The sequence below is a fragment of the Pseudomonas sp. RIT357 genome, from assembly GCF_000632245.1.
In the GTDB taxonomy this organism is placed as follows: Bacteria; Pseudomonadota; Gammaproteobacteria; order Pseudomonadales; family Pseudomonadaceae; genus Aquipseudomonas; species Aquipseudomonas sivasensis.
On sequence record NZ_JFYX01000001.1, the window covers coordinates 222,510 to 242,843 of the forward strand.

24 protein-coding genes are annotated in these 20,334 nt (G+C 61.6%); 6 read left to right on the top strand and 18 right to left on the bottom strand.

All coding sequences use genetic code 11. From position 1 onward, the window contains the following. The first annotated feature begins 114 nt into the window (after positions 1–114). Entirely contained in the window at positions 115–2,007 is a 1,893-nt protein-coding gene (locus BW43_RS26175) for a DEAD/DEAH box helicase (RefSeq protein WP_032884076.1), read from the top strand. Positions 2,008–2,102: 95 nt separating this feature from the next. Here BW43_RS26175 and BW43_RS26170 read toward each other — a convergent pair whose 3' ends face one another. Both BW43_RS26170 and BW43_RS26165 read right to left on the bottom strand, forming a co-directional pair. After that, positions 2,103–2,681, bottom strand: coding sequence for a YceI family protein (locus tag BW43_RS26170; protein WP_032884079.1), 579 nt, complete (start codon positions 2,679–2,681; stop codon positions 2,103–2,105). A 32-nt stretch (positions 2,682–2,713) separates the two neighbouring features. Beyond that, entirely contained in the window at positions 2,714–3,265 is a 552-nt protein-coding gene (locus BW43_RS26165; protein ID WP_032884081.1) for a cytochrome b, read from the bottom strand. A gap of 272 nt (positions 3,266–3,537) precedes the next feature. Here BW43_RS26165 and BW43_RS26160 point away from each other — a divergent pair, with 272 nt between their 5' ends. Both BW43_RS26160 and BW43_RS26155 read left to right on the top strand, forming a co-directional pair. After that, the gene (locus tag BW43_RS26160) at positions 3,538–4,944 is read left to right on the top strand and encodes an adenosylmethionine--8-amino-7-oxononanoate transaminase (protein ID WP_032884084.1); all 1,407 of its coding nucleotides are present in this window, start codon (positions 3,538–3,540) and stop codon (positions 4,942–4,944) included. A gap of 32 nt (positions 4,945–4,976) precedes the next feature. Next, entirely contained in the window at positions 4,977–5,696 is a 720-nt protein-coding gene (locus BW43_RS26155) for a 16S rRNA (uracil(1498)-N(3))-methyltransferase (protein ID WP_032884087.1), read from the top strand. Between the two features lie 73 nt (positions 5,697–5,769). Here the strand turns inward: BW43_RS26155 and BW43_RS26150 are convergent, their stop codons facing one another. Genes BW43_RS26150 through BW43_RS26140 form a run of 3 tightly spaced genes read right to left on the bottom strand, consistent with a single transcriptional unit; the run spans position 5,770 to position 8,291 of the window. Continuing rightward, positions 5,770–6,672: a transporter substrate-binding domain-containing protein gene (locus BW43_RS26150; protein ID WP_032884089.1), complete on the bottom strand. Its 903-nt coding sequence runs from the start codon at positions 6,670–6,672 to the stop codon at positions 5,770–5,772. Positions 6,673–6,688: 16 nt separating this feature from the next. Next, a complete protein-coding gene (locus tag BW43_RS26145; RefSeq protein ID WP_032884091.1) occupies positions 6,689–7,039 on the bottom strand; it encodes a RidA family protein in 351 nt (116 codons plus the stop codon). Positions 7,040–7,049: 10 nt separating this feature from the next. Next, the gene (locus BW43_RS26140) at positions 7,050–8,291 is read right to left on the bottom strand and encodes a D-amino acid dehydrogenase (RefSeq protein WP_032884093.1); all 1,242 of its coding nucleotides are present in this window, start codon (positions 8,289–8,291) and stop codon (positions 7,050–7,052) included. A 108-nt stretch (positions 8,292–8,399) separates the two neighbouring features. On the opposite strand from BW43_RS26140, the gene BW43_RS26135 reads away from it, so the two are divergent. Continuing rightward, positions 8,400–9,302, top strand: a complete 903-nt coding sequence (locus tag BW43_RS26135) for a LysR family transcriptional regulator (RefSeq protein ID WP_032884095.1) — start codon at positions 8,400–8,402, stop codon at positions 9,300–9,302. Positions 9,303–9,320: 18 nt separating this feature from the next. On the opposite strand, the gene BW43_RS26130 is transcribed toward BW43_RS26135, so the two are convergent. Next, the gene (locus tag BW43_RS26130) at positions 9,321–9,938 is read right to left on the bottom strand and encodes a hemolysin III family protein (protein ID WP_032884097.1); all 618 of its coding nucleotides are present in this window, start codon (positions 9,936–9,938) and stop codon (positions 9,321–9,323) included. A gap of 144 nt (positions 9,939–10,082) precedes the next feature. On the opposite strand from BW43_RS26130, the gene BW43_RS26125 reads away from it, so the two are divergent. Continuing rightward, entirely contained in the window at positions 10,083–10,997 is a 915-nt protein-coding gene (locus BW43_RS26125) for a LysR substrate-binding domain-containing protein (RefSeq protein ID WP_032884099.1), read from the top strand. Positions 10,998–11,107: 110 nt separating this feature from the next. On the opposite strand, the gene madM is transcribed toward BW43_RS26125, so the two are convergent. The 12 genes from madM to BW43_RS28035 all read right to left on the bottom strand — a co-directional run bounded on the left by madM (position 11,108) and on the right by BW43_RS28035 (position 19,833). Then, positions 11,108–11,872 carry a malonate transporter subunit MadM gene (madM, locus tag BW43_RS26120; RefSeq protein ID WP_032884101.1) on the bottom strand — a complete coding sequence of 255 codons (765 nt, stop codon included), beginning with the start codon at positions 11,870–11,872 and terminating at the stop codon, positions 11,108–11,110. Position 11,873: 1 nt separating this feature from the next. Beyond that, positions 11,874–12,278 carry a malonate transporter subunit MadL gene (gene madL / locus BW43_RS26115; RefSeq protein ID WP_032884103.1) on the bottom strand — a complete coding sequence of 135 codons (405 nt, stop codon included), beginning with the start codon at positions 12,276–12,278 and terminating at the stop codon, positions 11,874–11,876. A 67-nt stretch (positions 12,279–12,345) separates the two neighbouring features. Continuing rightward, positions 12,346–13,245 carry a malonate decarboxylase subunit epsilon gene (mdcH, locus tag BW43_RS26110; protein ID WP_032884105.1) on the bottom strand — a complete coding sequence of 300 codons (900 nt, stop codon included), beginning with the start codon at positions 13,243–13,245 and terminating at the stop codon, positions 12,346–12,348. After that, positions 13,242–13,838, bottom strand: coding sequence for a malonate decarboxylase holo-ACP synthase (locus BW43_RS26105; RefSeq protein WP_032884106.1), 597 nt, complete (start codon positions 13,836–13,838; stop codon positions 13,242–13,244). Before BW43_RS26105 ends, mdcH begins: the two co-directional genes overlap by 4 nt. Continuing rightward, entirely contained in the window at positions 13,832–14,602 is a 771-nt protein-coding gene (mdcE, locus tag BW43_RS26100; protein ID WP_032884107.1) for a biotin-independent malonate decarboxylase subunit gamma, read from the bottom strand. Before mdcE ends, BW43_RS26105 begins: the two co-directional genes overlap by 7 nt. Then, positions 14,599–15,441 (bottom strand): biotin-independent malonate decarboxylase subunit beta, encoded by an 843-nt coding sequence (locus tag BW43_RS26095; RefSeq protein ID WP_032884108.1) that lies wholly within the window; start codon positions 15,439–15,441, stop codon positions 14,599–14,601. The genes mdcE and BW43_RS26095 overlap by 4 nt, the downstream gene beginning before the upstream one ends. Further along, entirely contained in the window at positions 15,434–15,733 is a 300-nt protein-coding gene (locus BW43_RS26090) for a malonate decarboxylase subunit delta (protein WP_032884109.1), read from the bottom strand. Before BW43_RS26090 ends, BW43_RS26095 begins: the two co-directional genes overlap by 8 nt. Further along, complete coding sequence (locus BW43_RS26085; protein ID WP_032884110.1) at positions 15,733–16,566, bottom strand: triphosphoribosyl-dephospho-CoA synthase; 834 nt, start codon at positions 16,564–16,566, stop codon at positions 15,733–15,735. The genes BW43_RS26090 and BW43_RS26085 overlap by 1 nt, the downstream gene beginning before the upstream one ends. Continuing rightward, complete coding sequence (gene mdcA / locus BW43_RS26080; protein WP_032884111.1) at positions 16,567–18,237, bottom strand: malonate decarboxylase subunit alpha; 1,671 nt, start codon at positions 18,235–18,237, stop codon at positions 16,567–16,569. 277 nt (positions 18,238–18,514) lie between these two features. Further along, positions 18,515–18,775 carry a DUF6124 family protein gene (locus tag BW43_RS26075; protein WP_032884112.1) on the bottom strand — a complete coding sequence of 87 codons (261 nt, stop codon included), beginning with the start codon at positions 18,773–18,775 and terminating at the stop codon, positions 18,515–18,517. A gap of 277 nt (positions 18,776–19,052) precedes the next feature. After that, positions 19,053–19,472: a hypothetical protein gene (locus tag BW43_RS26070; protein WP_032884113.1), complete on the bottom strand. Its 420-nt coding sequence runs from the start codon at positions 19,470–19,472 to the stop codon at positions 19,053–19,055. After that, positions 19,450–19,833 (bottom strand): polymorphic toxin type 44 domain-containing protein, encoded by a 384-nt coding sequence (locus BW43_RS28035; RefSeq protein WP_233896912.1) that lies wholly within the window; start codon positions 19,831–19,833, stop codon positions 19,450–19,452. Before BW43_RS28035 ends, BW43_RS26070 begins: the two co-directional genes overlap by 23 nt. 211 nt (positions 19,834–20,044) lie before the next feature. On the opposite strand from BW43_RS28035, the gene BW43_RS0127180 reads away from it, so the two are divergent. Further along, positions 20,045–20,332, top strand: a complete 288-nt coding sequence (locus BW43_RS0127180; protein ID WP_032884516.1) for a HigA family addiction module antitoxin — start codon at positions 20,045–20,047, stop codon at positions 20,330–20,332. Positions 20,333–20,334: the final 2 nt, after the last annotated feature.

A 20,334-nucleotide genomic window follows, 5' to 3' on the forward strand; every position in this document is an offset into this window, starting at 1 on the left:
GTGGAGTGCCCGCCAGACGCAGCAGGACCGGACGGGATTGCGCTCCCCTAAGCGCCATTCACGCCCGGCAAGATTATCCCTTTGGGCCAAGCCCTAACTAAAACAGGATTACTCATGTCCTTTGCTTCCCTCGGTCTCTCCGAGGCTTTAGTCCGCGCCATCGAGGCAGCGGGCTATACCGAGCCTACTCCGGTGCAACAGCGGGCCATTCCCGCCGTGTTGCAAGGTCGCGACCTGATGGTTGCGGCTCAGACAGGTACTGGTAAAACCGGCGGCTTCGCCCTCCCGATTCTGGAGCGGTTGTTCCCCAATGGTCACCCGGACAAATCCCAGCGTCACGGCCCGCGCCAACCACGCGTACTGGTTCTGACCCCTACCCGCGAACTCGCCGCCCAAGTGCACGACAGCTTCAAGCTGTATGCCCGCGACTTGAAGTTCGTCAGCGCCTGCATCTTCGGCGGCGTCGGCATGAACCCACAGGTTCAGGCCATGTCCCGTGGTGTTGACGTGCTGGTGGCATGCCCTGGTCGCTTGCTCGACCTGTGCGGCCAAGGCAGCGTCGATTTGTCCCACGTGGAAATCCTCGTGCTGGACGAAGCCGACCGCATGCTCGACATGGGCTTTGTCCATGACGTGAAAAAAGTCCTCGCCCGCCTGCCGGCCAAACGTCAGAACCTGCTGTTCTCGGCAACGTTCTCCCAAGACATCACCGCCCTGGCCGGCAAGCTACTGCACAACCCGGAGCGCATCGAAGTCACGCCGCCGAACACCACGGTCGAGCGTATCGAGCAACGCGTCTTCCGCTTGGCCGCCAGCCACAAGCGCTCGCTGCTGGCCCACCTGATCACCCACGGTGCGTGGGAGCAGGTGCTGGTGTTCACCCGTACCAAACACGGCGCCAACCGCCTGGCTGAATACCTGGACAAGCACGGCCTCACCGCCGTCGCCATCCATGGGAACAAGAGCCAGAACGCGCGCACCAAAGCCCTGGCTGACTTCAAGGCTGGCAGCGTACGCATCCTGGTAGCGACCGATATCGCCGCACGCGGCCTGGATATCGACCAGTTGCCACACGTGGTCAACTTCGAGCTGCCAAACGTCGACGAAGACTATGTGCACCGTATCGGCCGTACTGGCCGTGCCGGTCGTTCGGGTGAAGCCATTTCCCTGGTTGCACCGGACGAAGAAAAACTGCTGAAAAGCATCGAGCGCATGACCAAGCAGAAAATCGCCGACGGCGACCTGATGGGCTTTGATGCCAGCGCTGTAGAGGCCGAAAAGCCTGAAGTGCGCGAACGTCCTGACGTGCGTAACCCACGCAACCCACGCGGTCCGAAGGGCGATGGCCCGAACGGCGGCGGTGGTGGCGGTGGTCGTCGCGACAAAGGCAAAGACAAAGGCGGCAAGGAAAAAGCGCCAACCAACGGCCGTGGCGAACGCCCAGCCCGCGAGCAGAAGCCTCGTGAAGGTACCCCGGCCCGCGAACAGCGTCAGCCGAGCCAACCGCCGCGCGCTGCAGCCGACCGTGCCCCGGACGAGTTCCTCGACGACGACGTGGATAACTTCGGTAACCGCGTCGACTACGTGCCACAGGCCAAACCGGCCCAAGGCCGTGGCCGTCGTCCAGGTGCCCCAGCACAGGGCGCCGGCGCAGGCACTGGCGCACCCCGCGGCGGCCAGCCACAGGGCGCACGCCAGAACGGTCCGCGCAACAGCAGCGGCGGCACCACCGGCACCCCGCCTGCCAAACGCAGCGGCCCGCGTAGCGGTGCACCGCGTGACGGCCAGGCCCGCCGCGAAGATTCGCGCAGCAACAACCGCCGCCCAGCCCGTGACGACCAGCCTCGTTCGTCCGAGCCAGCCGTGCAAAACCCGCGCGGTGGCCCAGCGCCGAAGATCATCCACAAGGAGTCGAAAGCTGACCGCTTCCCGACACCTGAGCAGTTGGATCAACTGCCAGGCCGTCCTCGTGGTGAAAAACCAGCGCTGCTGACTCGCAACCGCTGAGTTTCAAAGCTCCATAAAAAATGCCCCGCCTCTTTCGAGACGGGGCATTTTTTTTGGACTCAACAAAAACGAATGAGCCCTGCTGTGGGCAGAAATTACTTCTGCTTAACACCTTCCAGCGAGATGTCCAGGTTAACAGTCTGCGAAGACGGGCCCGGGCCTTTGATGCCAAAGTCGTTCAGGTCCAGCGTAGTGGTGGCGTTGAAGCCCGCACGCTCGCCGCCCCATGGATCCTTGCCTTCACCGTTGAAGGTAGCCTTGAAGGTCACAGGCTTGGTCACGCCGTGGAACGTCAGGTCGCCGGTCACGTCAGCAGTTTTTTCGCCGGTGGATTTAACAGCGGTAGATACGAACTTGGCGTCAGCAAACTTGGCAACGTCCAGGAAATCCTTGCTGGCGATGTGCTTGTCACGCTCAGCGTGGTTGGACCACAGGCTGGCGGTTTTCACGTCGACGGCGATTTTGCTGGCTTCAGGCTTGGCGGAATCCCAGCTGAACGTACCATCCCAGTCCTTGAAGGTACCGTGGATGTAGCTGTAGCCCAGGTGGCTGATTTTCCAGTCGATGAAGGCGTGTTGGCCTTCCTTGTCGATTTTGTAGTCAGCGGCCATCACCTGACCTGCAGACAGCAGCGCTGTACCGATTGCCAGAGCGGCGAGGGTCTTCTTCAACATGCTTTATATTCCTTGTGAGTCGAGGTTGAACATCAGGCTTTGCGCCCCAGCATTCGCGTGAGGGTCGCATCACGATCGATAAAGTGGTGTTTCAACGCAGCCACGCCGTGCAAGCCGGCGAAAACCACGAGCACCCAGGCCAGGTACAAATGCACCAAGCCCGCGTTGTCTGCCTGGTCCGGTAGACCGGAAACCACGGCAGGAATTTCAAACAGGCCAAACACCGGGATACCGACACCATCGGCGGTGGAAATCAGGTATCCGGCAATCATCACGGCAAACAGCCCGAGATAAAGGAACGCGTGGCCGAACGCGGCACCGATGCGGGTCAAGCGGCTGTAACTGGCCAACGGCGGTGGTGGCGGGCTGATCAGGCGCCAGACGATACGCACCAGCATGATGGCGAACAGCGTGATGCCAATGCTCTTGTGCAGGTCCGGCGCGTCTTTGCGCCAGGCGCTGTAGTAGTCGAGCCCAACCATCCACAAACCCAGGGCGAACAGACCGAACACAACCAGGGCCACACCCCAGTGCAAAATCATACTGACCCAGCCATAACGGGCCGGTGAGTTACGTAGCTGCATGTACTTAATCCCGTAAGAGCTGCGCCCAAGACTAGCGATTTACCTATCGAATTAAAGCGGAAAATTTTGCTTTGAAATATCGAGAAATACGATCTAGAGCGTATGCACAATAAGTTAACCAAGGATTAAGGACTATCCCTAACAAACGTGACAGTCCGTCCCGCGTTTACTCCGAATTCCCCACAATGGCTTGTGACCCAGGCCTCCATTGCATAGGCTTGCGCGATTGTTTCGCCTGCGCCGTTCGCAGGACCGCTTCGAGGAGATCACCGATGGGCTTGAACAACCAGTGGATGCAACGCGACCTCGCCGTGCTGTGGCATCCCTGCACCCAGATGAAAGACCACCAGCAGCTGCCGCTGATCCCGATCAAGCGCGGGGAAGGCGTCTGGCTGGAAGACTTCGAAGGCAAGCGCTACCTCGACGCTGTCAGCTCCTGGTGGGTCAACGTGTTCGGCCACGCCAACCCACGCATCAACCAACGCATCAAGGACCAGGTCGACCAACTGGAACACGTGATCCTCGCCGGCTTCAGCCACCAGCCGGTGATCGAACTGTCCGAACGCCTGGTCGCGATGACCCCCGAAGGCCTGACCCGCTGCTTCTATGCCGATAACGGTTCGTCGTGCATCGAAGTTGCGCTGAAGATGAGCTTCCACTATTGGCTCAACCGCGGTTTGCCGAACAAAAAGCGCTTCGTCACCCTGACCAACAGTTACCACGGCGAAACCATCGCCGCGATGTCAGTGGGCGACGTGCCGCTGTTTACCGAAACCTACAAGGCGCTGCTGCTCGACACCATTAAGGTGCCAAGCCCGGACTGCTACCTGCGCCCCGAGGGCATGAGCTGGGAAGAGCACTCGCGCACTATGTTCCTGGCCATGGAACAGACCCTGGCCGACAACCATGACACCGTCGCCGCCGTGATCGTCGAGCCGCTGATCCAGGGCGCTGGCGGCATGCGCATGTACCACCCGGTGTATCTGAAGCTGCTGCGCGAAGCCTGCGACCGCTACGGCGTGCACCTGATCCACGACGAAATCGCCGTGGGCTTCGGCCGTACCGGCACGATGTTCGCCTGTGAACAGGCCGGCATCCGTCCGGACTTCCTGTGCTTGTCCAAGGCCCTCACCGGCGGTTACCTGCCGTTGGCGGCGGTGGTCACCACAGATGATGTCTACGACGCCTTCTACGACGACTACCCGACCCTGCGCGCGTTCCTGCATTCCCATAGCTACACCGGCAACCCGCTGGCGTGCGCAGCGGCCCTGGCGACCCTGGATATATTCGAAGAAGACAACGTCATCGAAAACAACAAGGCCCTGGCCCAGCGTATGGCAACCGCCACTGCCCACCTGGTCGATCATCCCCATGTGTCGGAAGTGCGCCAGACCGGCATGGTATTGGCCATCGAAATGGTCCAGGACAAGGCCACCAAAACCGCCTATCCGTGGCAGGAGCGCCGTGGTTTGAAGGTGTTCGAGCATGCCCTGGAACGTGGTGCGCTGCTGCGGCCATTGGGCAGCGTGGTGTATTTCCTGCCGCCGTATGTGATTACGCCGGAGCAGATCGACTTCCTCGCCACCGTTGCCAGCGAAGGCATCGATATCGCGACCAATAGCAAGGTCAGCGTCGCCGTGCCAAAAGACTTCCACCCAGGCTTTCGCGACCCGGGCTGATGGTTCCTACCTAAATTCTTCAGAGAACAGACATGAGACTGTCCCGCTTTTTCACCGACACCCCGCTGAGCCTCGGTGACCATGAACTGCCAGAAGCCCAGGCGCATTACATCAGCCGAGTGCTACGCATGGTCGAGGGCGACGCCGTGCAATTGTTCGACGGCTCCGGCCTGGAGTTTCGCGGCACATTGCTGGAGGTCGGGAAAAAACGCGTCACCGTACAACTCACCGAAAGCTTCACGGGCCAGACCGAATCGCCGCTGCACATCCACCTTGGCCAGGGCCTGTCCCGGGGCGAGCGCATGGATTGGGCAATCCAGAAAGCCACTGAACTGGGGGTCAACGAAATCACCCCGATTTTCAGCGACCGCTGCGAAGTGCGACTCAAGGACGAGCGCGCTGACAAACGCCTGCTGCACTGGCGCCAGGTGGCGATCAGTGCGTGCGAGCAATGCGGGCGTTCGACGGTGCCGGTGATTCACCCACCGCTGTTGCTGGCGGACTGGCTGAAGCAGGTCGAGGCGGATCTGAAGCTGGTGCTGCACCCGGTGGCAGAGCCGATGGTCAGCCATGCCAAGCCTGCGAGCCTGGCGTTTCTGATCGGGCCGGAAGGCGGGTTGACTGACAATGAAGTCGACACCGCCCAAGCGGCCGGCTTCCATGCCGCCCGTCTCGGCCCACGGGTGCTACGTACCGAGACCGCGCCAGTGGTAGCGCTGGCCGTCGCCCAACAACTCTGGGGCGACTTCTAGTCCACAGCTGCAAAAACGATCGTAATGCGGGAGGGACTTGCTCCCTCCCACATTTAGATTCGGTTACCCCTTCTTACTCCACCGGATCACTCACCGGCTTGGCAATAATCGCCTTCAACTCGCTGGTCATCGGGAATTCCAGGTTCAAGCCCTTGGGCGGAATCGGCTGTTCAAACCAGCGCTGGTAAATCCCGTTGATCTCCCCCGAGCGGTACAGGTCGCCGAGGGTCTCGTTGACCACCGCAAGAAACTGCGGATCGTCCTTGCGCACCATGCAGCTGTAGATCTCCCGCGACTGCTCCTCGCCCACCACCACCCATTTGTGCGGGTCCTTGGCTTTGGCGCGTTCGCCGTAGAGGAGCGCGTCGTCCATATAAAACGCCACGGCGCGGCCCGTCTCCAGCATCTTGAACGCTTCGCCATGATCCTTTGCGCTGATCACGAACATATTGGTTTTGTGCTCGGCGTTGTAGCTCTTGAGAAAACGTTCGTTGGTGGTGCCGGCGGTGGTCACCACGTTCTTGCCGGCAAGGTCGGTGAAGCCTTTGATGCCGCTGTCTTTAGCCGTCAGCAACTGGCCTTTCACATAAATAAACCCATAGGAAAATGCCACCTGCTTCTGGCGCTCGGCGGTCACTCCGGTGGAACCGCATTCCAAGTCAACGGTGCCGTTCTGCACCAGCGGAATTCGCGTCTGGGACGTCACGAGGTTGTACTTCACCTTGAGGTCGGCCACTCCGGTTTTCTGCTGGATGCGCTCGACAATCTTGCTCGACAGGTCCACCGAATAACCCATGGGTTTGCCGCTGTGATCCCCCACATAGGAAAACGGCACCGACGCATCGCGATAGCCCAGGGTGATGGACTTGGCGTTGGCGATCTTGCTCAACGTGCCGTTCAGCGCCGGTTCATTTGCCTGAACCTGAGCCCCTAACAACAGCCCCACGGTACAACCGGTCAACAGGATTTTTTTCATTGTTCTGCTCCGTTGGTTATTTACGTACAGCGATGACACTGATTTCCACCAACACACTCGGTCGCGCCAGCTCCGCCTGCAGGGTGGTTCGCGTGGGCGCCATCCCCGGCGACAGCCACGCCGACCACACCTCGTTCATCGGCGCAAAACCGGTGCCGATGTCTTTGAGGTAAATGGTCGCATTGAGCAGATGGTCCTTGTCGCTGCCCGCCTGGGCCAGCAACCCGTCGATTTTGGCCAGCACTTCTCGGGTTTGTGTCGCGACATCCTGACCGTCGCCCGGTACCTGACCCGACAAGAACACCAAGTCCTTGAAAGTCACGGCACCAGAAAGACGCTCGTTGCTGCTGATTCGATTGATGGTCATGGTTACATCCTCAAGCGGCGCGGGGCGTCAGGCCCTGCATATCAATGGAAAGGGCGTGCCGACCGATCAGCTCGGCCAACAGTTGGCCGCTGCCGCATGCCAGGGTAAACCCCAGGGCGCCGTGGCCCAGGTTCAGCCACAGGTTGCGATAAACGCTGGCGCCAATCAGCGGCACACCGGTAGGCGTGGCCGGGCGCATGCCGGCCCATTCGACCGCACGGGCATAGTCGCCACCCAGAGGGAACGTCTCGACCGCCTGGCGCTTGATCAGGGCCAAACGCTTGGGCTCCAGGCCCGCGTCGAAACCGACGATATCCACCATCGCCGCCACCCGCAGTTGTTCGCCGATGCGCGCGTAGACGATCTTGCGGTCGTAGTCGGTGATGCTCACATTCGGCGCCTGGTGCTGCGGGCCAATCGGCACGCTCAGGCTGTAGCCCTTCAGCGGATACAGCGGCAGCGAAAGCCCCGGCAACCCCAACTCGGCGCTGCGATACCCCGCGGCCAATACCAGGTGCTGGACCGGCATCACTTCATCCGCCAATTCGATGGTTTGTACCGCGCCGTCCGCGTGACGAATCCCGGTCACCTTGCGCCCCAGCAAAAATCGGCAGCGCCCAGAGGCCTCAAGCCGCGCCGCCAATCGTTGGCAGAACGCGTGACAGTCCGCGACTTCCTCGTTCGGCGTGTAGATGCCGCCGACAAACCCATCGCCCGCCAGCGCAGGCTCCAGCCGCGCGCAATCGGCGGCGGACCATACCTGCTGCTGCAAAATATCCGTGACCTTGCTGCGCGCATGCGCGAATGAACGGCTATCGCGGAAAGTCACCAGCTTGCCATTGCGCCGCCAGTCGAAACCGTCCAGGTGGTCATCCTCGCGCCATTGCTGCAACGTGCGTTGGCTCAAGGAGGCCAAGCGCAGCAGGTGCTCCGCATTACGCTTATTCACCGAACCTCGGCATGCGCCGATAAACGCCGCCATCCAACGCCATTGCTGGGGATCGAGGCGTGGGCGCAATTTCAACGGAGAGTCACCGCGCACCAGCCAGCCAAGCGCTTGCAGCGGCACTCCGGCATCAGCCAACGGCGCGACATAGCGGTAGGACAGTTGCCCGCCGTTGGCGAAACTGGTTTCGCTGCCCAGTCGGTCGCGAGCGTCGATTACCGTCACTTCATGGCCGGCACGCACCAGCGCATACGCACTCGCCAAGCCAATGACTCCACCGCCAATGATGCAAACCTGCCTGGCCATCCCCGCCCCCTCGCCGTCGATTAAGTAGGCTCAAGCGTAGGGGCAGGTGACAGGCCGCCGACAATGAATAAAGATGGCTCACCTATAAACAAAGGTTATGGACTTGCCATGCGCCTGCGTCATATCGAAATCTTCCAGGCAATCCGCCAGACCGGCTCCGTCAGCGCCGCCGCGCAATTGCTGCACGTGTCGCAGCCGGCGGTAACCAAAGTGTTGCAGCACGCAGAGCTGCAACTGGGCTTCCCACTGTTCCTGCGCGTACGCGGCAAGTTGCAGCCCACGCCGGAAGCACTGGCGCTGGAGAGTGAAGTGGAGAAAGTCACCGCGAGCCTGCAAGGGGTGCGGCGTCTGGCCAAGAGCTTGCGTCGTGCGCCGGGGCAAAGTGTGCGCATCGGCGCAACCCCCGCCCTGGCGCTGTCGCTGCTGCCGCCGGCAATTCTGGAATGGAAGCGCGACTACCCGGACATGGCCTGTGAACTGTCCAGCGACCACAGCCGCGAACTGGTGCAAAAGTTGTTGATGCGCGAGATTGATCTGGCGCTGACGCTCAACTTCTCCGGCCATCCAGGGTTGACCACCCAGGTGTTGGCCAACGGTGTGCTGGTGGCGTTGGCGTCCAAAGGCTATTGGCCGGAGACTGAGCTGCATCAGCCCCTGCCATTGGCAGACTTGGCGGGCGCGCCGCTGATTGGCCTGTCCAGCGCCGACCCGCTGGCGGCAAAACTCGACAGCTACCTGGAGAATGTCGACCCTGCGCCCCGGGTGACGATCTCGGTGCAAACCTATTCGCTGGCGCGCGCGATGGTGGAGTCCGGCGCGGGGTTAACGGTGATCGATCCGTTCACCGCGCTGGGCGCCTCGACGGACACCACTTGCATCCGCACGCTCACCCCGCCGCTGCCGATCACCCTGTATGCCCTGACCCGCGCCGACGGACCGCCGCCGCATATGCTGGCCAATCTGCTGGAGATCTTGGGCAAGCGGTCATGCGAGTTGTTGGGACGCCTCTAAGGACATCGCCCCTCTCATTCAAAGCACGTAATGCATGATCGCCACAAAGTGCAGCAGGCTGCCGCCGATCACAAACAGATGCCAGATCCCATGGGAATGCCGCAGGCGGTCCTCCAGGGCAAAGAAAATGATGCCCACGGTGTACAACACCCCGCCCGCCGCCAGCCAGGTAAACCCCGCCGTCCCCAGCGCGGCAATCAGCGGCTTGACTGCCACCAGCACGATCCAACCCATCACCGCATAGATCACAATGGACAGGATGCGCGCCTCAGAGCGCGGCTTGATCTCTTGCAGGATGCCAATCACCGCCAGCCCCCACACGATGCCAAACAGCGTCCAGCCCCACGGGCCGCGCAGGGTCACCAGGCAAAACGGCGTGTAGCTGCCGGCGATCAACAGGTAGATCGAAAAGTGATCGACCTTCTGCATGATCTCTTTTCGCCGACCTTGCACGCTGTGGTACACGGTCGACGCGCTGTACAGCACCATCAACGTAAAGCCGTAAATCGCCACGCTGACGATCTTCCAGGGGCTGCCATCCAGGCTCGCCACCACCAACATCCACACGGCGCCAATACACGCCGCGACTGCACCGAGCAAATGGCTCCAGGCGTTGAATCGTTCCCCGTGGTACATGTGTCACCGACCTCCTGTAACCGTTAACAGCTGGCGGCAAGCCTCCCGCCTTGGGCATAAGAGTGCAAGCGTCGCATGACGTTCCGGCGACGCCGCGCGGTTTTGCGGGCACAATCGAGGGCATTCGAACAAGAGCCCACGGCCATGCTGATCGACGAAGAATTCACCCTCAAAAAGCTGGAAATCTTCCTGGCGTTCATGCGCACCGGCAACCTGGCCCGCGCCGCTGCCGAACTGCAAACCAGCAATGTCAGCGTGCACCGCGCCATCCACTCGCTGGAGAATGCACTGCGCTGCCCGCTGTTCAAACACGAGGGCCGCAACCTCACCCCGCTGGAAAGCGCCTACGTCCTCGAAGAACGCGCACAGAAACTGGTGGCCGATGTGGTCGACAGCGTGCGCCTGACCCGCGAAGCCGCCGGCTTCTCGGCCGAGCGCTTCAAGTTGGGCTCGCTGTATTCGCTGACGGTCAAGACCGTGCCGCAACTGATCATGGGCCTGAAGATTCGTCGCAGCGAGCTCAATATCGACCTGATCCTGGGCTCCAACTTCGACCTGCTCTACAAGCTCAAGAACATGGAAGTGGACGCGATCCTGATCTCCCTCGATGAACAGGCCAACGACCCCGACTGCGAGCAGATCGCGCTGTTCTCCGACGACATCTTCCTCGCCACTCCAGCGGATTCACCCTTCGACCGTGATCACGAAATCGACCTGGCCGACGTGCGCGACGCGACCTTCATTACCCTCACCCAAGGCTTCGCCACCCACCAGGATGGCAACCGAGTGTTCAAGCAAGCGGGGTTCGAGCCGAAGGTGGCGATGCAGGTCAATGACATCTTCACGCTGTTGAGCATGGTCAGCTCAGGCGTGGGCTATGCGTTGTTGCCGGGACGGATTGCAGCGGTGTATGAAAACCGCGTGAAGCTGATACCGCTGCAAGCCAGGTATCGGTTGCAGCAGCAGATTGGCGTGGTGTTTCTGAAAGCCAAGGAACGTGACCCAAATTTGCTGGCGTTGTTGGCGGAGTGTCGGATGTACGCCAATCGGCAGGCTTGAGATAGCCATCGGGGGCAAGCCCCCTCCCACACTTGAATGTGTTCGCAATTCAAAATGTGGGAGGGGGCTTGCCCCCCATGAGGCCAAACCAGACAACACAACTTCCAAAGCTAGCCAACCAACCCACGCACAATGAAGTACAGCAGCGAAGGCCCAAGCAAACACCCAAGCCCGGTGTGGAACGTGGCCGTCAATGCACCATAAGGCACCAACCGTCGGTCCGTTGCCGCCAGCCCAGCCGTCACGCCGCTCACGGTGCCGGCCAAGCCACCAAACACCATCGCCGAACGCGGGTTATCCAAGCCCATCCAACGCGCCGCCACCGGTGTACCGACCATCACCAGGATCGCCTTGATCAACCCGGTCGCGATGGACAGCGCCATCACATCCGAGGTCGCGCCAATCGCCGCACCGGTCACCGGGCCGACGATGTAGGTCACGGCACCCGCGCCGATGGTGGTCATGCTGATCGCGTCGCGATAGCCAAACACCCAGGCCATGCTGGCGCCGACGATAAACGGCAGGATCGTGCCCAGCAGCAGCGCAATCACACCGATCATCCCGGCTTTGCGCGCTTCGGTGGCTTGCACCTCAAACGCCGTGGCAACGATGGCGAAGTCGCGCAGCATCGCGCCGCCCATGAGGCCGATACCGGAGAACAGCGCCAGGTCCGCCAGGCCTTTTTGCCCGCCGGTAATGGTGCCGCCGACCCAGGCCAGGATCAGGCCGATGACGATGGCAATCGCCGAGCCATGGATACGCCCGAACGTCAGGCGCTTGGACAGCACCACAGAAATCCACATCACCACGCCAACAAAGGCAAACGCGGTGATCAGGCCGTTATGTTCCAAACCTTTTTCGATGAGGTCCCACATATCAGCGACCTCCCGCAGGCAGGATCAACGGCTCTTCGGCGGGCAGAGGCTCGCCCTTGTGGGTACGGCTGATCAAGGCAATGGTGCAACCACAGACCACCACCGAACCAATGGCCGCCAGCACCGCGACCGGGCCGCCGTGCAAGGCGGTCACGACGTTTTGTTGCGCGGCCATCGCCACCACCACAGGGATATACATCGCGCCCCAAAAGCCGACGCCCATCTCGCATTCCTTGGTCATGCCGCCGCGTTTTTGCATCCACAGGCGGGCGCAGATCAGCAGGATCATGGCGATGCCCACCCCGCCCACGTTGGATTTGACGCCAAGCAACACGCCGAGCATGTCGCCCATGATCACACCTGCAAGCGTGCAGATCGCCAGCAATGCCACACCGTAAATAATCATTGTTGTTGTCCTCGAAGTGCTCGATCGAAATTGTTGTTTTTGTGATTCGACAGCCTTGGGTAGTGCTTTATCGGTGGCGGCGCTCCTCCTCTTCCAGCAGGGCCTGCAAGGTATCCAGGCGTGCGCCTTCACAGGCGATCACCGTGCCTTGTTCGAACACGCGGCGTGACAGGCCGGTAAGCACGGCGCCCGGGGGCAGTTCGATTTGCAGGCGCACGCCGCGCTCGTAGGCGCTTTGCACGGTGCCGCGCCAGTCGACAACGCGGCACATGTTGAAGGCCAGGTCGTCGCAAAGGTGTTCGGGATTGTGGATCGGCCGCGCGCGGGTGCTGCTCAGGTAGGTGATGCGCGGCGCCTTGAGCGGGACAAACGCCTGTGCCAGGGCCTCGGCCGGTTGCTCCAGCAGCGCGCAATGGGACGGCACACTGACGGCCAGGCACTTGGTGATGCCATTGCCCTTGATGCGCGCGGCAACACGCTTCATGGCCTCGTCGCTGCCGGCGATCACGCTCTGGTTATCGGCGTTGATATTGGCCAGGTATACCGGGGTTTCGGGGCTGTGGATGTCGGCGAGGATGTTTTCGACGGTGGATAACTCCACGCCGATGATCGCGGTCATGCCGTAGCCGTGTGGATAAGCGCTTTGCATCAGTTGGCCGCGCAGGCTCACAAGCTTTACCGCATCGGGAAAATCCAGCGCACCAGCGATGACCGCAGCCGGATAGGCACCGATGGACAGGCCCGCCACGTAATCCGGGGTGCGATCCAACAGACGGGCGTGGGCAACGCCGGCAATCAACAGACACAGTTGCACGGCGCGGGTACTGGCCAGGGCTTGCGCGGAATCGAGCAGGCGCACGTCTTCGCCCAGGGCATCGCTGGCTTCGGCCAGGATGTCGGCAGGCAGCGCCTGGAGCATGCCCATGCGCTGAGCACCCTGCCCCGGAAACACCAGCAGGCTGCTCATGCCACAACCTGCCAGGGGTCGATTACAAGGTGCGCACCGCTGGTGGTTTTGAGTAATACGCGGCGGGATGGCCCGGCCCACTCGCGCAAAGCGACGGCGCCGAACGGGGTTTGCAATTGCAGGTCTACGCTGCACACCGCCTCATCCAGTAGTTCCAGAAGAGCCCGCGCGTCATTGCGATCCAGCGGCTCAGGCGCGCGCAGGATCAAATCCAGATCACTCTCAGCATGCAGCGCCTCAATGCCGGTCGCCAATTCAAAACCCGCACTGCCGCTGACGCCCCAGCTTGTCTGGGCCAGCACCGGGCGCAACTGCTGCAATGCCTGCAACGCAGGTAAATCCCGCGTCGAGATCACGGCGCGCAACGCCTCCGGCACCACACGCCGACGCACCGCTGCAATCGGCATCACGGCGGCAAAACGCTGTTCGCGCAAACGTCCACGCACGCCGACCGCCACCTGGCCCGGCTCGGCGAGCGCGCGACGCACCACTACCGGGTGACCGGCGCTGATCGCGTCCACCGCCCAGGTCGGTGCGTCGATGGGCAGATGCGCCGGGCTCATGCCCCAGAGCAGGTCGTGCGCGTTCACCATTGCTCCCGCAACAACTCGCGCACGTGGCTGGAAGCGGTGCGATTAGTGGCGCCGAGGCGTCCGCTCAAATCGGGTGTGCCAATGTCCTTGATTGCACTCACCAGACATTCACTGACCCGCACCACATCGTCCGCTGTCGGTTGTTCAATCTGGCTCACCGACAAGGTCTCCCACAGCAATCCGAGGCTGGCATAGCTGTCGATGTCATAGGCCATGGGCGGCACGCTGGCGGCCAGGGCTTCCAGCTCTTCGACACTGCGCAGGGTCACCCGCGCAGCCGAGGCCTTGCCCATGGCGTGCACCATCACACCAGGATCGCGCAAGGCGATCAGGCGGTTGGCTTGGTAACCGTGGGCCAGGAACGCACCGGACATGGCCTTGCCCACCAGCAGCGCAATCACCGGGTGGCCGGCGAGGCGAGCGCGGGCATAGCTGTCCGCGGCAGCGGCCAGCGCCTGATGGATGCCGAGGGCTTCTTCGCGACGGCCGTAGGCTTGGCTGGGTACATCGACGATGGCGATGATCGGGCGCTTGTCGCCGCGGGCGATGGCTTTATCGACGGCCTTGGCCAGGCCCCAGCCTTCGAGCAGGCCGACTTCGCCATTGCGCGCCCGAGGGAAGCGGTTTTGCGCGTCAGTCACCACGGCGACAAAGCGCACCTTTTGCTCACCCAATACACCGTCGGCAACCCTCAGCGACGCGGGCAAACCGTCTACAGGTGGAGCGCCGGCGCTCAATGCGTTGAACCACTGCAAACCTCTCATGAGCGTTCTCCTTGATACAGCTCGCGCACCGTCGCCGGGTCGATTTGCGGTACGGCGTCCAACTCGGCCAAGCGCGTGAGGTAATAATCAGCCTGGCGACTGCGTTGTTGGGCGGGCACGCCTTGCTGCAGCAACGCGCTGACCGTCTGTTGGATCTGCGCCACATCGTCGGCCACGTAACGGTCGGCCAGGCCACTGTTAAAGCGCTGCTCGCCACCCGTGAGGCTCCAGATAAAGGGACGGTCGCGGGAGTCGTATTCTTCCAACCCGGCTTCCTGTTCGATCACCTGCGGGCCATTGAGGCCCAGGCGCGCTTCGCGGGTCACGACGAGGTAGCTGCACAGCCCGGCCGCGATGGACATGCCGCCGAAACAGCCAACGCTGCCCGCCACCACGCCGATCACCGGCTGGTACTGGCGCAGGTCGACAATCGCCGCGTGTATATCGGCAATTGCGGCCAGGCCGAGGTTGGCTTCCTGCAAGCGCACGCCGCCGGTTTCCAGGAGCAGCACCGCGCGGGTCGGGATGCCCTTGCGGTTGTCCTCCGCTGCCAACTCCAGGGCGCCAGCGATTTTCGCGCCGCCCACTTCACCGAGGCTGCCGCCCTGGAAGTTGCCCTCAATGGCTGCAATCACCACAGGCAAGTCGCCGATGCTGCCCTTGGCGATCACCACCCCGTCATCGGCCTGGGGCACCACACCTTGGCGGCTGAGCCAGGGCGACATGACCCGCTGGAACGGGTCGATCAGTTCGCGAAAGGTGCCGGCATCCAACAAGGCCTTGGCCCGCTGCCGCGCACCCAGTTCCACGAAGCTGTGTTTAGCGAGCAAGTCAGTCATGGCCGATCTCCTCGAAACCCTGCTCCAGGCGCAAACGCACCACGCCGGGGGTGGCGCCGAAGTCGTGGATATCAATGTTCAGGGCGGGTGGTGTCTGTTCTTGGAAGATGCGTTCGAACAGGTGCTGCCAGCGTTGTTCGGCGCCATTCACCGAGGTCTGTACCTGAATGGTCAACGTGCCGGCCGTACCCGGTTCCAGCAGCACTTCCAGGTCGCCCGAGCCGACGCAACCCACCAGTGCACGGCCTTTTGGCGGCTGCCCGGCGGGGAATTCAAAGGATAAGGTTTCCATCACAACGCTCCGTCGAGGCGGTCGATAAACAGGCAGGCGGCCAACAGGTCGGCGGCGCCACCGGGGGAGGCATTCAGGGCCAGCAGTTGGTGGTCCAGCTCATGCAGTTGGCGGCGCCCGGCGAGGCTAGCGCTGCCGCCAGCATCGAGCACGGCCTGAGCGCCGCGCTGCATGGCATGCAGGCCTTCCAGGCCGGCGCGATAGAGCACGCAGGTGTCGGCCAGGTCGGTCATGATCGCGAGCAAGGCGTCCAGGCGTGCGTTCTGTTCGCCGGCGTTTTGGCGGCGACTTTTGTGCAGTTGCGGCAGGCCGCGCTGCATCACCGAGGGGAAGCCAAGCTGCGCTTCTTCACGGGCACCGCGCGCGCCGTAGCGTTGCGCGACCTGGGCGCCGTGGCTCTGGGTTTGCGGCGCGTAGCGGTCGTTAAGCAAGGCGAGTCTGGCGGCATTCAGCGCTATGGCGCGGGGTTCCAGCGCGGCCGCTGCGGTCAGCAGGCCGAGGGCCCAGATCGCACCGCGATGGGTATTGACGCCGTGGGTGGTGGCGAGCATGGCTTGTTCACCTTCGCGACCGATACGGCCGAGGGCTTCGCGCAGAGGCAAGCCGACCTCACCGATTTCAATCGCCGCTTCGGCCATTTCCTTGAACATCGGCCATAACGACAGCGCCGAAGCGTGCATCAGCCCCAAGTGCAAATCACTGTGGGCGCCGTTGCCGCGACGGTCCACCAGGGCGGGTTTAGGCGACAGGTCGGCTTCATCGATCAGCGCATCGACGGCCATATCCGCCAGGCGATCCGCAAGACTGAGTTCATGCAGTTTGAGAGCACGCATTTACCAGCTCCTGAATTTGGCGGGCGGGTTGTACAGGCCACCGGACCACTCCACCAGGTCGGCCACGCTCTTGGCGGCCAACAACTCGCGGGTGGCGTCGGTGCGGCGGATGCCCAAGTCTTCGGGCAAGGCGATCAGGCCTTCGCGACGCATGCGTGCGGTGTCCTTCGGGTTATGGCGCATGCCGATGGCGGTCACCCCGGCGACGGCGGCGATCATCGCCTGGCGTTCTTCCAGTGAGCGCGCCTTGTACAGGTAGGCGATGCCTTCTTCGGTGAGCAGGTGGGTGACGTCGTCACCGTAAATCATGATCGGCGCCAGGGGCATGCCGCTTTTGCGTGCCACTTCCACGGCGTCGAGGGTGTCGACGAAGGTGGGTTTGCCGCCTTCCTGAAAGGTCTCGACCATCTGCACCACGAGCTTTTTGCCGCGCTCCAGCAGCGCAACCGGCGCATCGTCGTGACGCATATCCAACCACGCCGGCGTGCCATGGCGGCGACCGCGCGGGTCATGGCCCATGTTCGGCGCCCCTCCGAAACCGGCGAGGCGGCCACGGGTCACGGTGCTGGAATGGCCGTCGCCGTCGACTTGCAGGGTGGCGCCGATAAACAGGTCAACTGCGTACTGGCCGGCCAATTGGCAGAACATGCGGTTGGAGCGCATCGAGCCGTCGCGGCCGGTGAAGAACACATCCGGGCGGGCGGCGATGTAGTTTTCCATGCCCAGTTCGGTGCCGAAGCAATGCACGCTTTCCACCCAACCGCTTTCGATGGCGGGGATCAGCGTGGGGTGCGGGTTGAGGGTCCAGTTGCGGCAGATCTTGCCCTTAAGTCCCAGGGATTCGCCGTAGGTGGGCAGGATCAATTCGATGGCGGCGGTGTTGAAACCGATGCCGTGGTTGAGCGATTGCACATTGTGTTTTTCGTAGATGCCACGGATCGCCATCATCGCCATCAACACATGCACCGGTTTGATATGGCGCGGGTCGCGGGTGAACAGCGGCTCGATGTAGAACGGCTTGTCGGCCACCACCACAAAATCCACCCAACTGGCGGGGATGTCGACGCGAGGCAAATCGGTGACGTCATCCACCAACTGGTTGACCTGCACGATCACGATGCCATCGCTGAACGCGGCGGGTTCGATCAGCGCCGGAGTGTCTTCGGTGCTGGCGCCGGTGTAGATATTGCCGGCACGGTCGGCCATGAAACCGGCGGAGAGCACCACGTTGGGGATCAGGTCCACCACCAGCCGTGCATAGAGTTCGATGTAGGTGTGGATCGCGCCGATTTCCAGCAGGCCGTCTTCCAGCAACTGGCTGATGCGCAGGGATTGGGTGCCGGCGAAGGAGAAATCCAGCTTGCGGGCGATGCCCTTTTCAAACAGGTCCAGGTGCTCGGACCGCCCGACACTGGGCATGATCATGTGCAAATCGTGAAGCTTGGCCGGGTCGGCCTTGGCCAAAGAGCGCGAGAGGAAGTCGGCTTGCTTCTGGTTGTTGCCTTCCAGCACCACGCGGTCGCCGGGGAGGATCAGCGCCTCAAGCGCCTCGACAATCTTGTCGCTGGGCAGCACCGCGCCGTCTGCGTACTTTTTGACCAGCCCGAGCCGCCGCTGCTTCTCGTCGCGCCGCCGCGTCCAGCGCGAGGCGGGGGTTATTGTTGTTGTCATGGTCGCTCCACGAGGTTAGCTGTCGTGAGGCTTACCTTAGGAGTGAATCCGGGAGCCATCAATCAAGCTTAGCGATGGATCGTTACGGTTAGAGTAATGGAACACCTGCAAACACTGACCTGAGCCCAAAGAAGATCAACATGTGGGAGGGGGCTTGCTCCCGATGGCGGTGGGTCAGCTAAGTGATGTTTCAACTGACCCTCAGCCATCGGGGGCAAGCCCCCTCCCACATTTGCTCACTGGTGTCTGTGAGAGTGCGGTCCCAAAAAGGGACTGATCAGTCCCTGCTTGGCACCTTTTCCAGCGAAGGGCTGACCTGCTCCAGCGCCCGATCCACCAACAACTGCCCCAACTCGGCCATTTGCTGGATCCCGAGCAAGATGGCGCGCTGGGAAGTGTCCAGGTCGAAGGCCAGGTTGCAGGTGAGTGCGTTGAGGGAGGACAGGGATTCGCTGGCGTTGACCAGCAGGGTTTCGGTGTTTTGGTGGGGGTTTACGGTGAAGAGGTTTGCGGGAGGATTGGGGGTAGGTTTGACCATGATTTACAACGCCGATATGTGATGGAGGCTGCGCTCTTTCGCTTGCACGCGAATTAAGGTGGCAGCGGTGCGCCGGTGTGCAAGACCGGGCATATCGGACCCCGGCAGACCCCGAAGGATCTCCCACGCACAGCCGCCATAACAAATACAGCAGGCATAAAAAACACCCGTTGAATGGCTATGGGCGTTGGTGCGCCGAAGACTAGGCGCGCGGACTGCACGCGACAAGTTCATGCACGGCCCAAAATCGTGCAGGAAAAATCCGAAGCCAGCAGGCCTACAACCTCATGTCGATGCTCACAGCCCCCAAAGCTTCAAGCGGGTAGCTGCGGTACTCATAAACCTCCCCACGGACAATGAGGTGGATGACTCCATCCACCTGGTTCACTTGCACATCAGGCTCTTTGGTTTTTAGAAATGGATGTGCCGAGACCAGTGACGTGAGTATTTCGTGATCATTACGCAGGTCCTTATGCACGTAGTACCTGTAGGAAAAGCCCACCGTCGCGCCGCCCTGCCCGTCACGCGCACCATAAATTGAGCTGCCATTGCCCAAGGAGTGCTTCAAAACCACTTCGTCCAGGTCAGGCGTACCGGATGACATGATCCAATTGCCCCCGATGTATATCAGGCAGGCCACCAGAAGACAGTTACGCAGGACCGGCAAGAGCCCCTTAGTAGCCCTGAGAAATTGCATACTCAATCCCCCTCTTTATCCAATATTGATCTCGGGGATCATCGCCAAAAGGGTCACCGCCCCACCATGATCCAAACTCCGGCTTGGTGGTTTTTGCGAATGTTTGAGCGACGCCGGCTGCCCGCAACAGAACATGCTCGGGAATGCCGAGTACCGTACCTGTAGCACCATAATTGAAATTACCAAAAGCTTCGTACTGACGCCCTCGCTTCTTGTAGTTCCATGGACCGGCTGCACGAACCTGGGAATAAAACCACGAATAGGCGAATGCCGAACCGGGCTTGAGATGAGTGCCCTTGCACTTGGCTGTCGCCATGTTTTCAAGTATTGAAACACCAGGCGGCATTAACGGTACGATCATTTTCGGGGCCTTGGTGGCAGTGAGGAGCGTAGAACTTAGCCACCGCGCTCAGGCCTGGAAACCCGATAAATCCAAATGCAGAACTCGCCGACAATAACCGCACTCCATTCCTACAAGATGTTCAGGTTGTTGCTCGGAACCTGTCTCTCTAGCCTTTTTTCGTCCAAGCCCACCACGGGCGACCATCGTGAATCCGAACTCTAAACCCAATCTGCGTATGCATAACCCACCTCACCCAGGCGAAATTCTGCTTGAGGATGTAGTCCCGGCCCTCGGTATTGCTATCACCGAAATGGCCAGGCGCCTTGGCTTCGCCCGCGATACTTTTTCAAGGATCTTGCATGGCCACGCCCCCGTAAGCCCGGACCTTGCCGTCCGGTTGGAGCGAGTCGGCGTAAGTACTGCGCAGTTATGGTTATCGATGCAAAGCGCCTACGACTTGTGGCAGGCCGAGCATCGGGAGCAGCCGATGCTTGAGCCGTTTGCGCGGATTGATTAAGG

Bases quoted from the DNA above. Each gene is read 5' to 3' on its own strand.
- BW43_RS26170 (WP_032884079.1), bottom strand. From the start codon at position 2,681: ATGTTGAAGAAGACCCTCGCCGCTCTGGCAATCGGTACAGCGCTGCTG.
- BW43_RS26150 (WP_032884089.1), bottom strand. From the start codon at position 6,672: ATGAAAAAAATCCTGTTGACCGGTTGTACCGTGGGGCTGTTGTTAGGG.
- BW43_RS26135 (WP_032884095.1), top strand. From the start codon at position 8,400: ATGCGCCTGCGTCATATCGAAATCTTCCAGGCAATCCGCCAGACCGGC.
- BW43_RS26070 (WP_032884113.1), bottom strand. From the start codon at position 19,472: ATGCAATTTCTCAGGGCTACTAAGGGGCTCTTGCCGGTCCTGCGTAAC.
- BW43_RS26105 (WP_032884106.1), bottom strand. From the start codon at position 13,838: ATGGTGAACGCGCACGACCTGCTCTGGGGCATGAGCCCGGCGCATCTG.
- BW43_RS26130 (WP_032884097.1), bottom strand. From the start codon at position 9,938: ATGTACCACGGGGAACGATTCAACGCCTGGAGCCATTTGCTCGGTGCA.
- BW43_RS26165 (WP_032884081.1), bottom strand. From the start codon at position 3,265: ATGCAGCTACGTAACTCACCGGCCCGTTATGGCTGGGTCAGTATGATT.
- BW43_RS28035 (WP_233896912.1), bottom strand. From the start codon at position 19,833: ATGATCGTACCGTTAATGCCGCCTGGTGTTTCAATACTTGAAAACATG.
- BW43_RS26095 (WP_032884108.1), bottom strand. From the start codon at position 15,441: ATGACTGACTTGCTCGCTAAACACAGCTTCGTGGAACTGGGTGCGCGG.
- BW43_RS26140 (WP_032884093.1), bottom strand. From the start codon at position 8,291: ATGGCCAGGCAGGTTTGCATCATTGGCGGTGGAGTCATTGGCTTGGCG.
- BW43_RS26155 (WP_032884087.1), top strand. From the start codon at position 4,977: ATGAGACTGTCCCGCTTTTTCACCGACACCCCGCTGAGCCTCGGTGAC.
- BW43_RS26085 (WP_032884110.1), bottom strand. From the start codon at position 16,566: ATGCGTGCTCTCAAACTGCATGAACTCAGTCTTGCGGATCGCCTGGCG.
- BW43_RS26175 (WP_032884076.1), top strand. From the start codon at position 115: ATGTCCTTTGCTTCCCTCGGTCTCTCCGAGGCTTTAGTCCGCGCCATC.
- BW43_RS26075 (WP_032884112.1), bottom strand. From the start codon at position 18,775: ATGGTCAAACCTACCCCCAATCCTCCCGCAAACCTCTTCACCGTAAAC.
- mdcH (WP_032884105.1), bottom strand. From the start codon at position 13,245: ATGAGCAGCCTGCTGGTGTTTCCGGGGCAGGGTGCTCAGCGCATGGGC.
- madL (WP_032884103.1), bottom strand. From the start codon at position 12,278: ATGATTATTTACGGTGTGGCATTGCTGGCGATCTGCACGCTTGCAGGT.
- BW43_RS26125 (WP_032884099.1), top strand. From the start codon at position 10,083: ATGCTGATCGACGAAGAATTCACCCTCAAAAAGCTGGAAATCTTCCTG.
- BW43_RS26145 (WP_032884091.1), bottom strand. From the start codon at position 7,039: ATGACCATCAATCGAATCAGCAGCAACGAGCGTCTTTCTGGTGCCGTG.
- BW43_RS26090 (WP_032884109.1), bottom strand. From the start codon at position 15,733: ATGGAAACCTTATCCTTTGAATTCCCCGCCGGGCAGCCGCCAAAAGGC.
- mdcE (WP_032884107.1), bottom strand. From the start codon at position 14,602: ATGAGAGGTTTGCAGTGGTTCAACGCATTGAGCGCCGGCGCTCCACCT.
- madM (WP_032884101.1), bottom strand. From the start codon at position 11,872: ATGTGGGACCTCATCGAAAAAGGTTTGGAACATAACGGCCTGATCACC.
- mdcA (WP_032884111.1), bottom strand. From the start codon at position 18,237: ATGACAACAACAATAACCCCCGCCTCGCGCTGGACGCGGCGGCGCGAC.
- BW43_RS26160 (WP_032884084.1), top strand. From the start codon at position 3,538: ATGGGCTTGAACAACCAGTGGATGCAACGCGACCTCGCCGTGCTGTGG.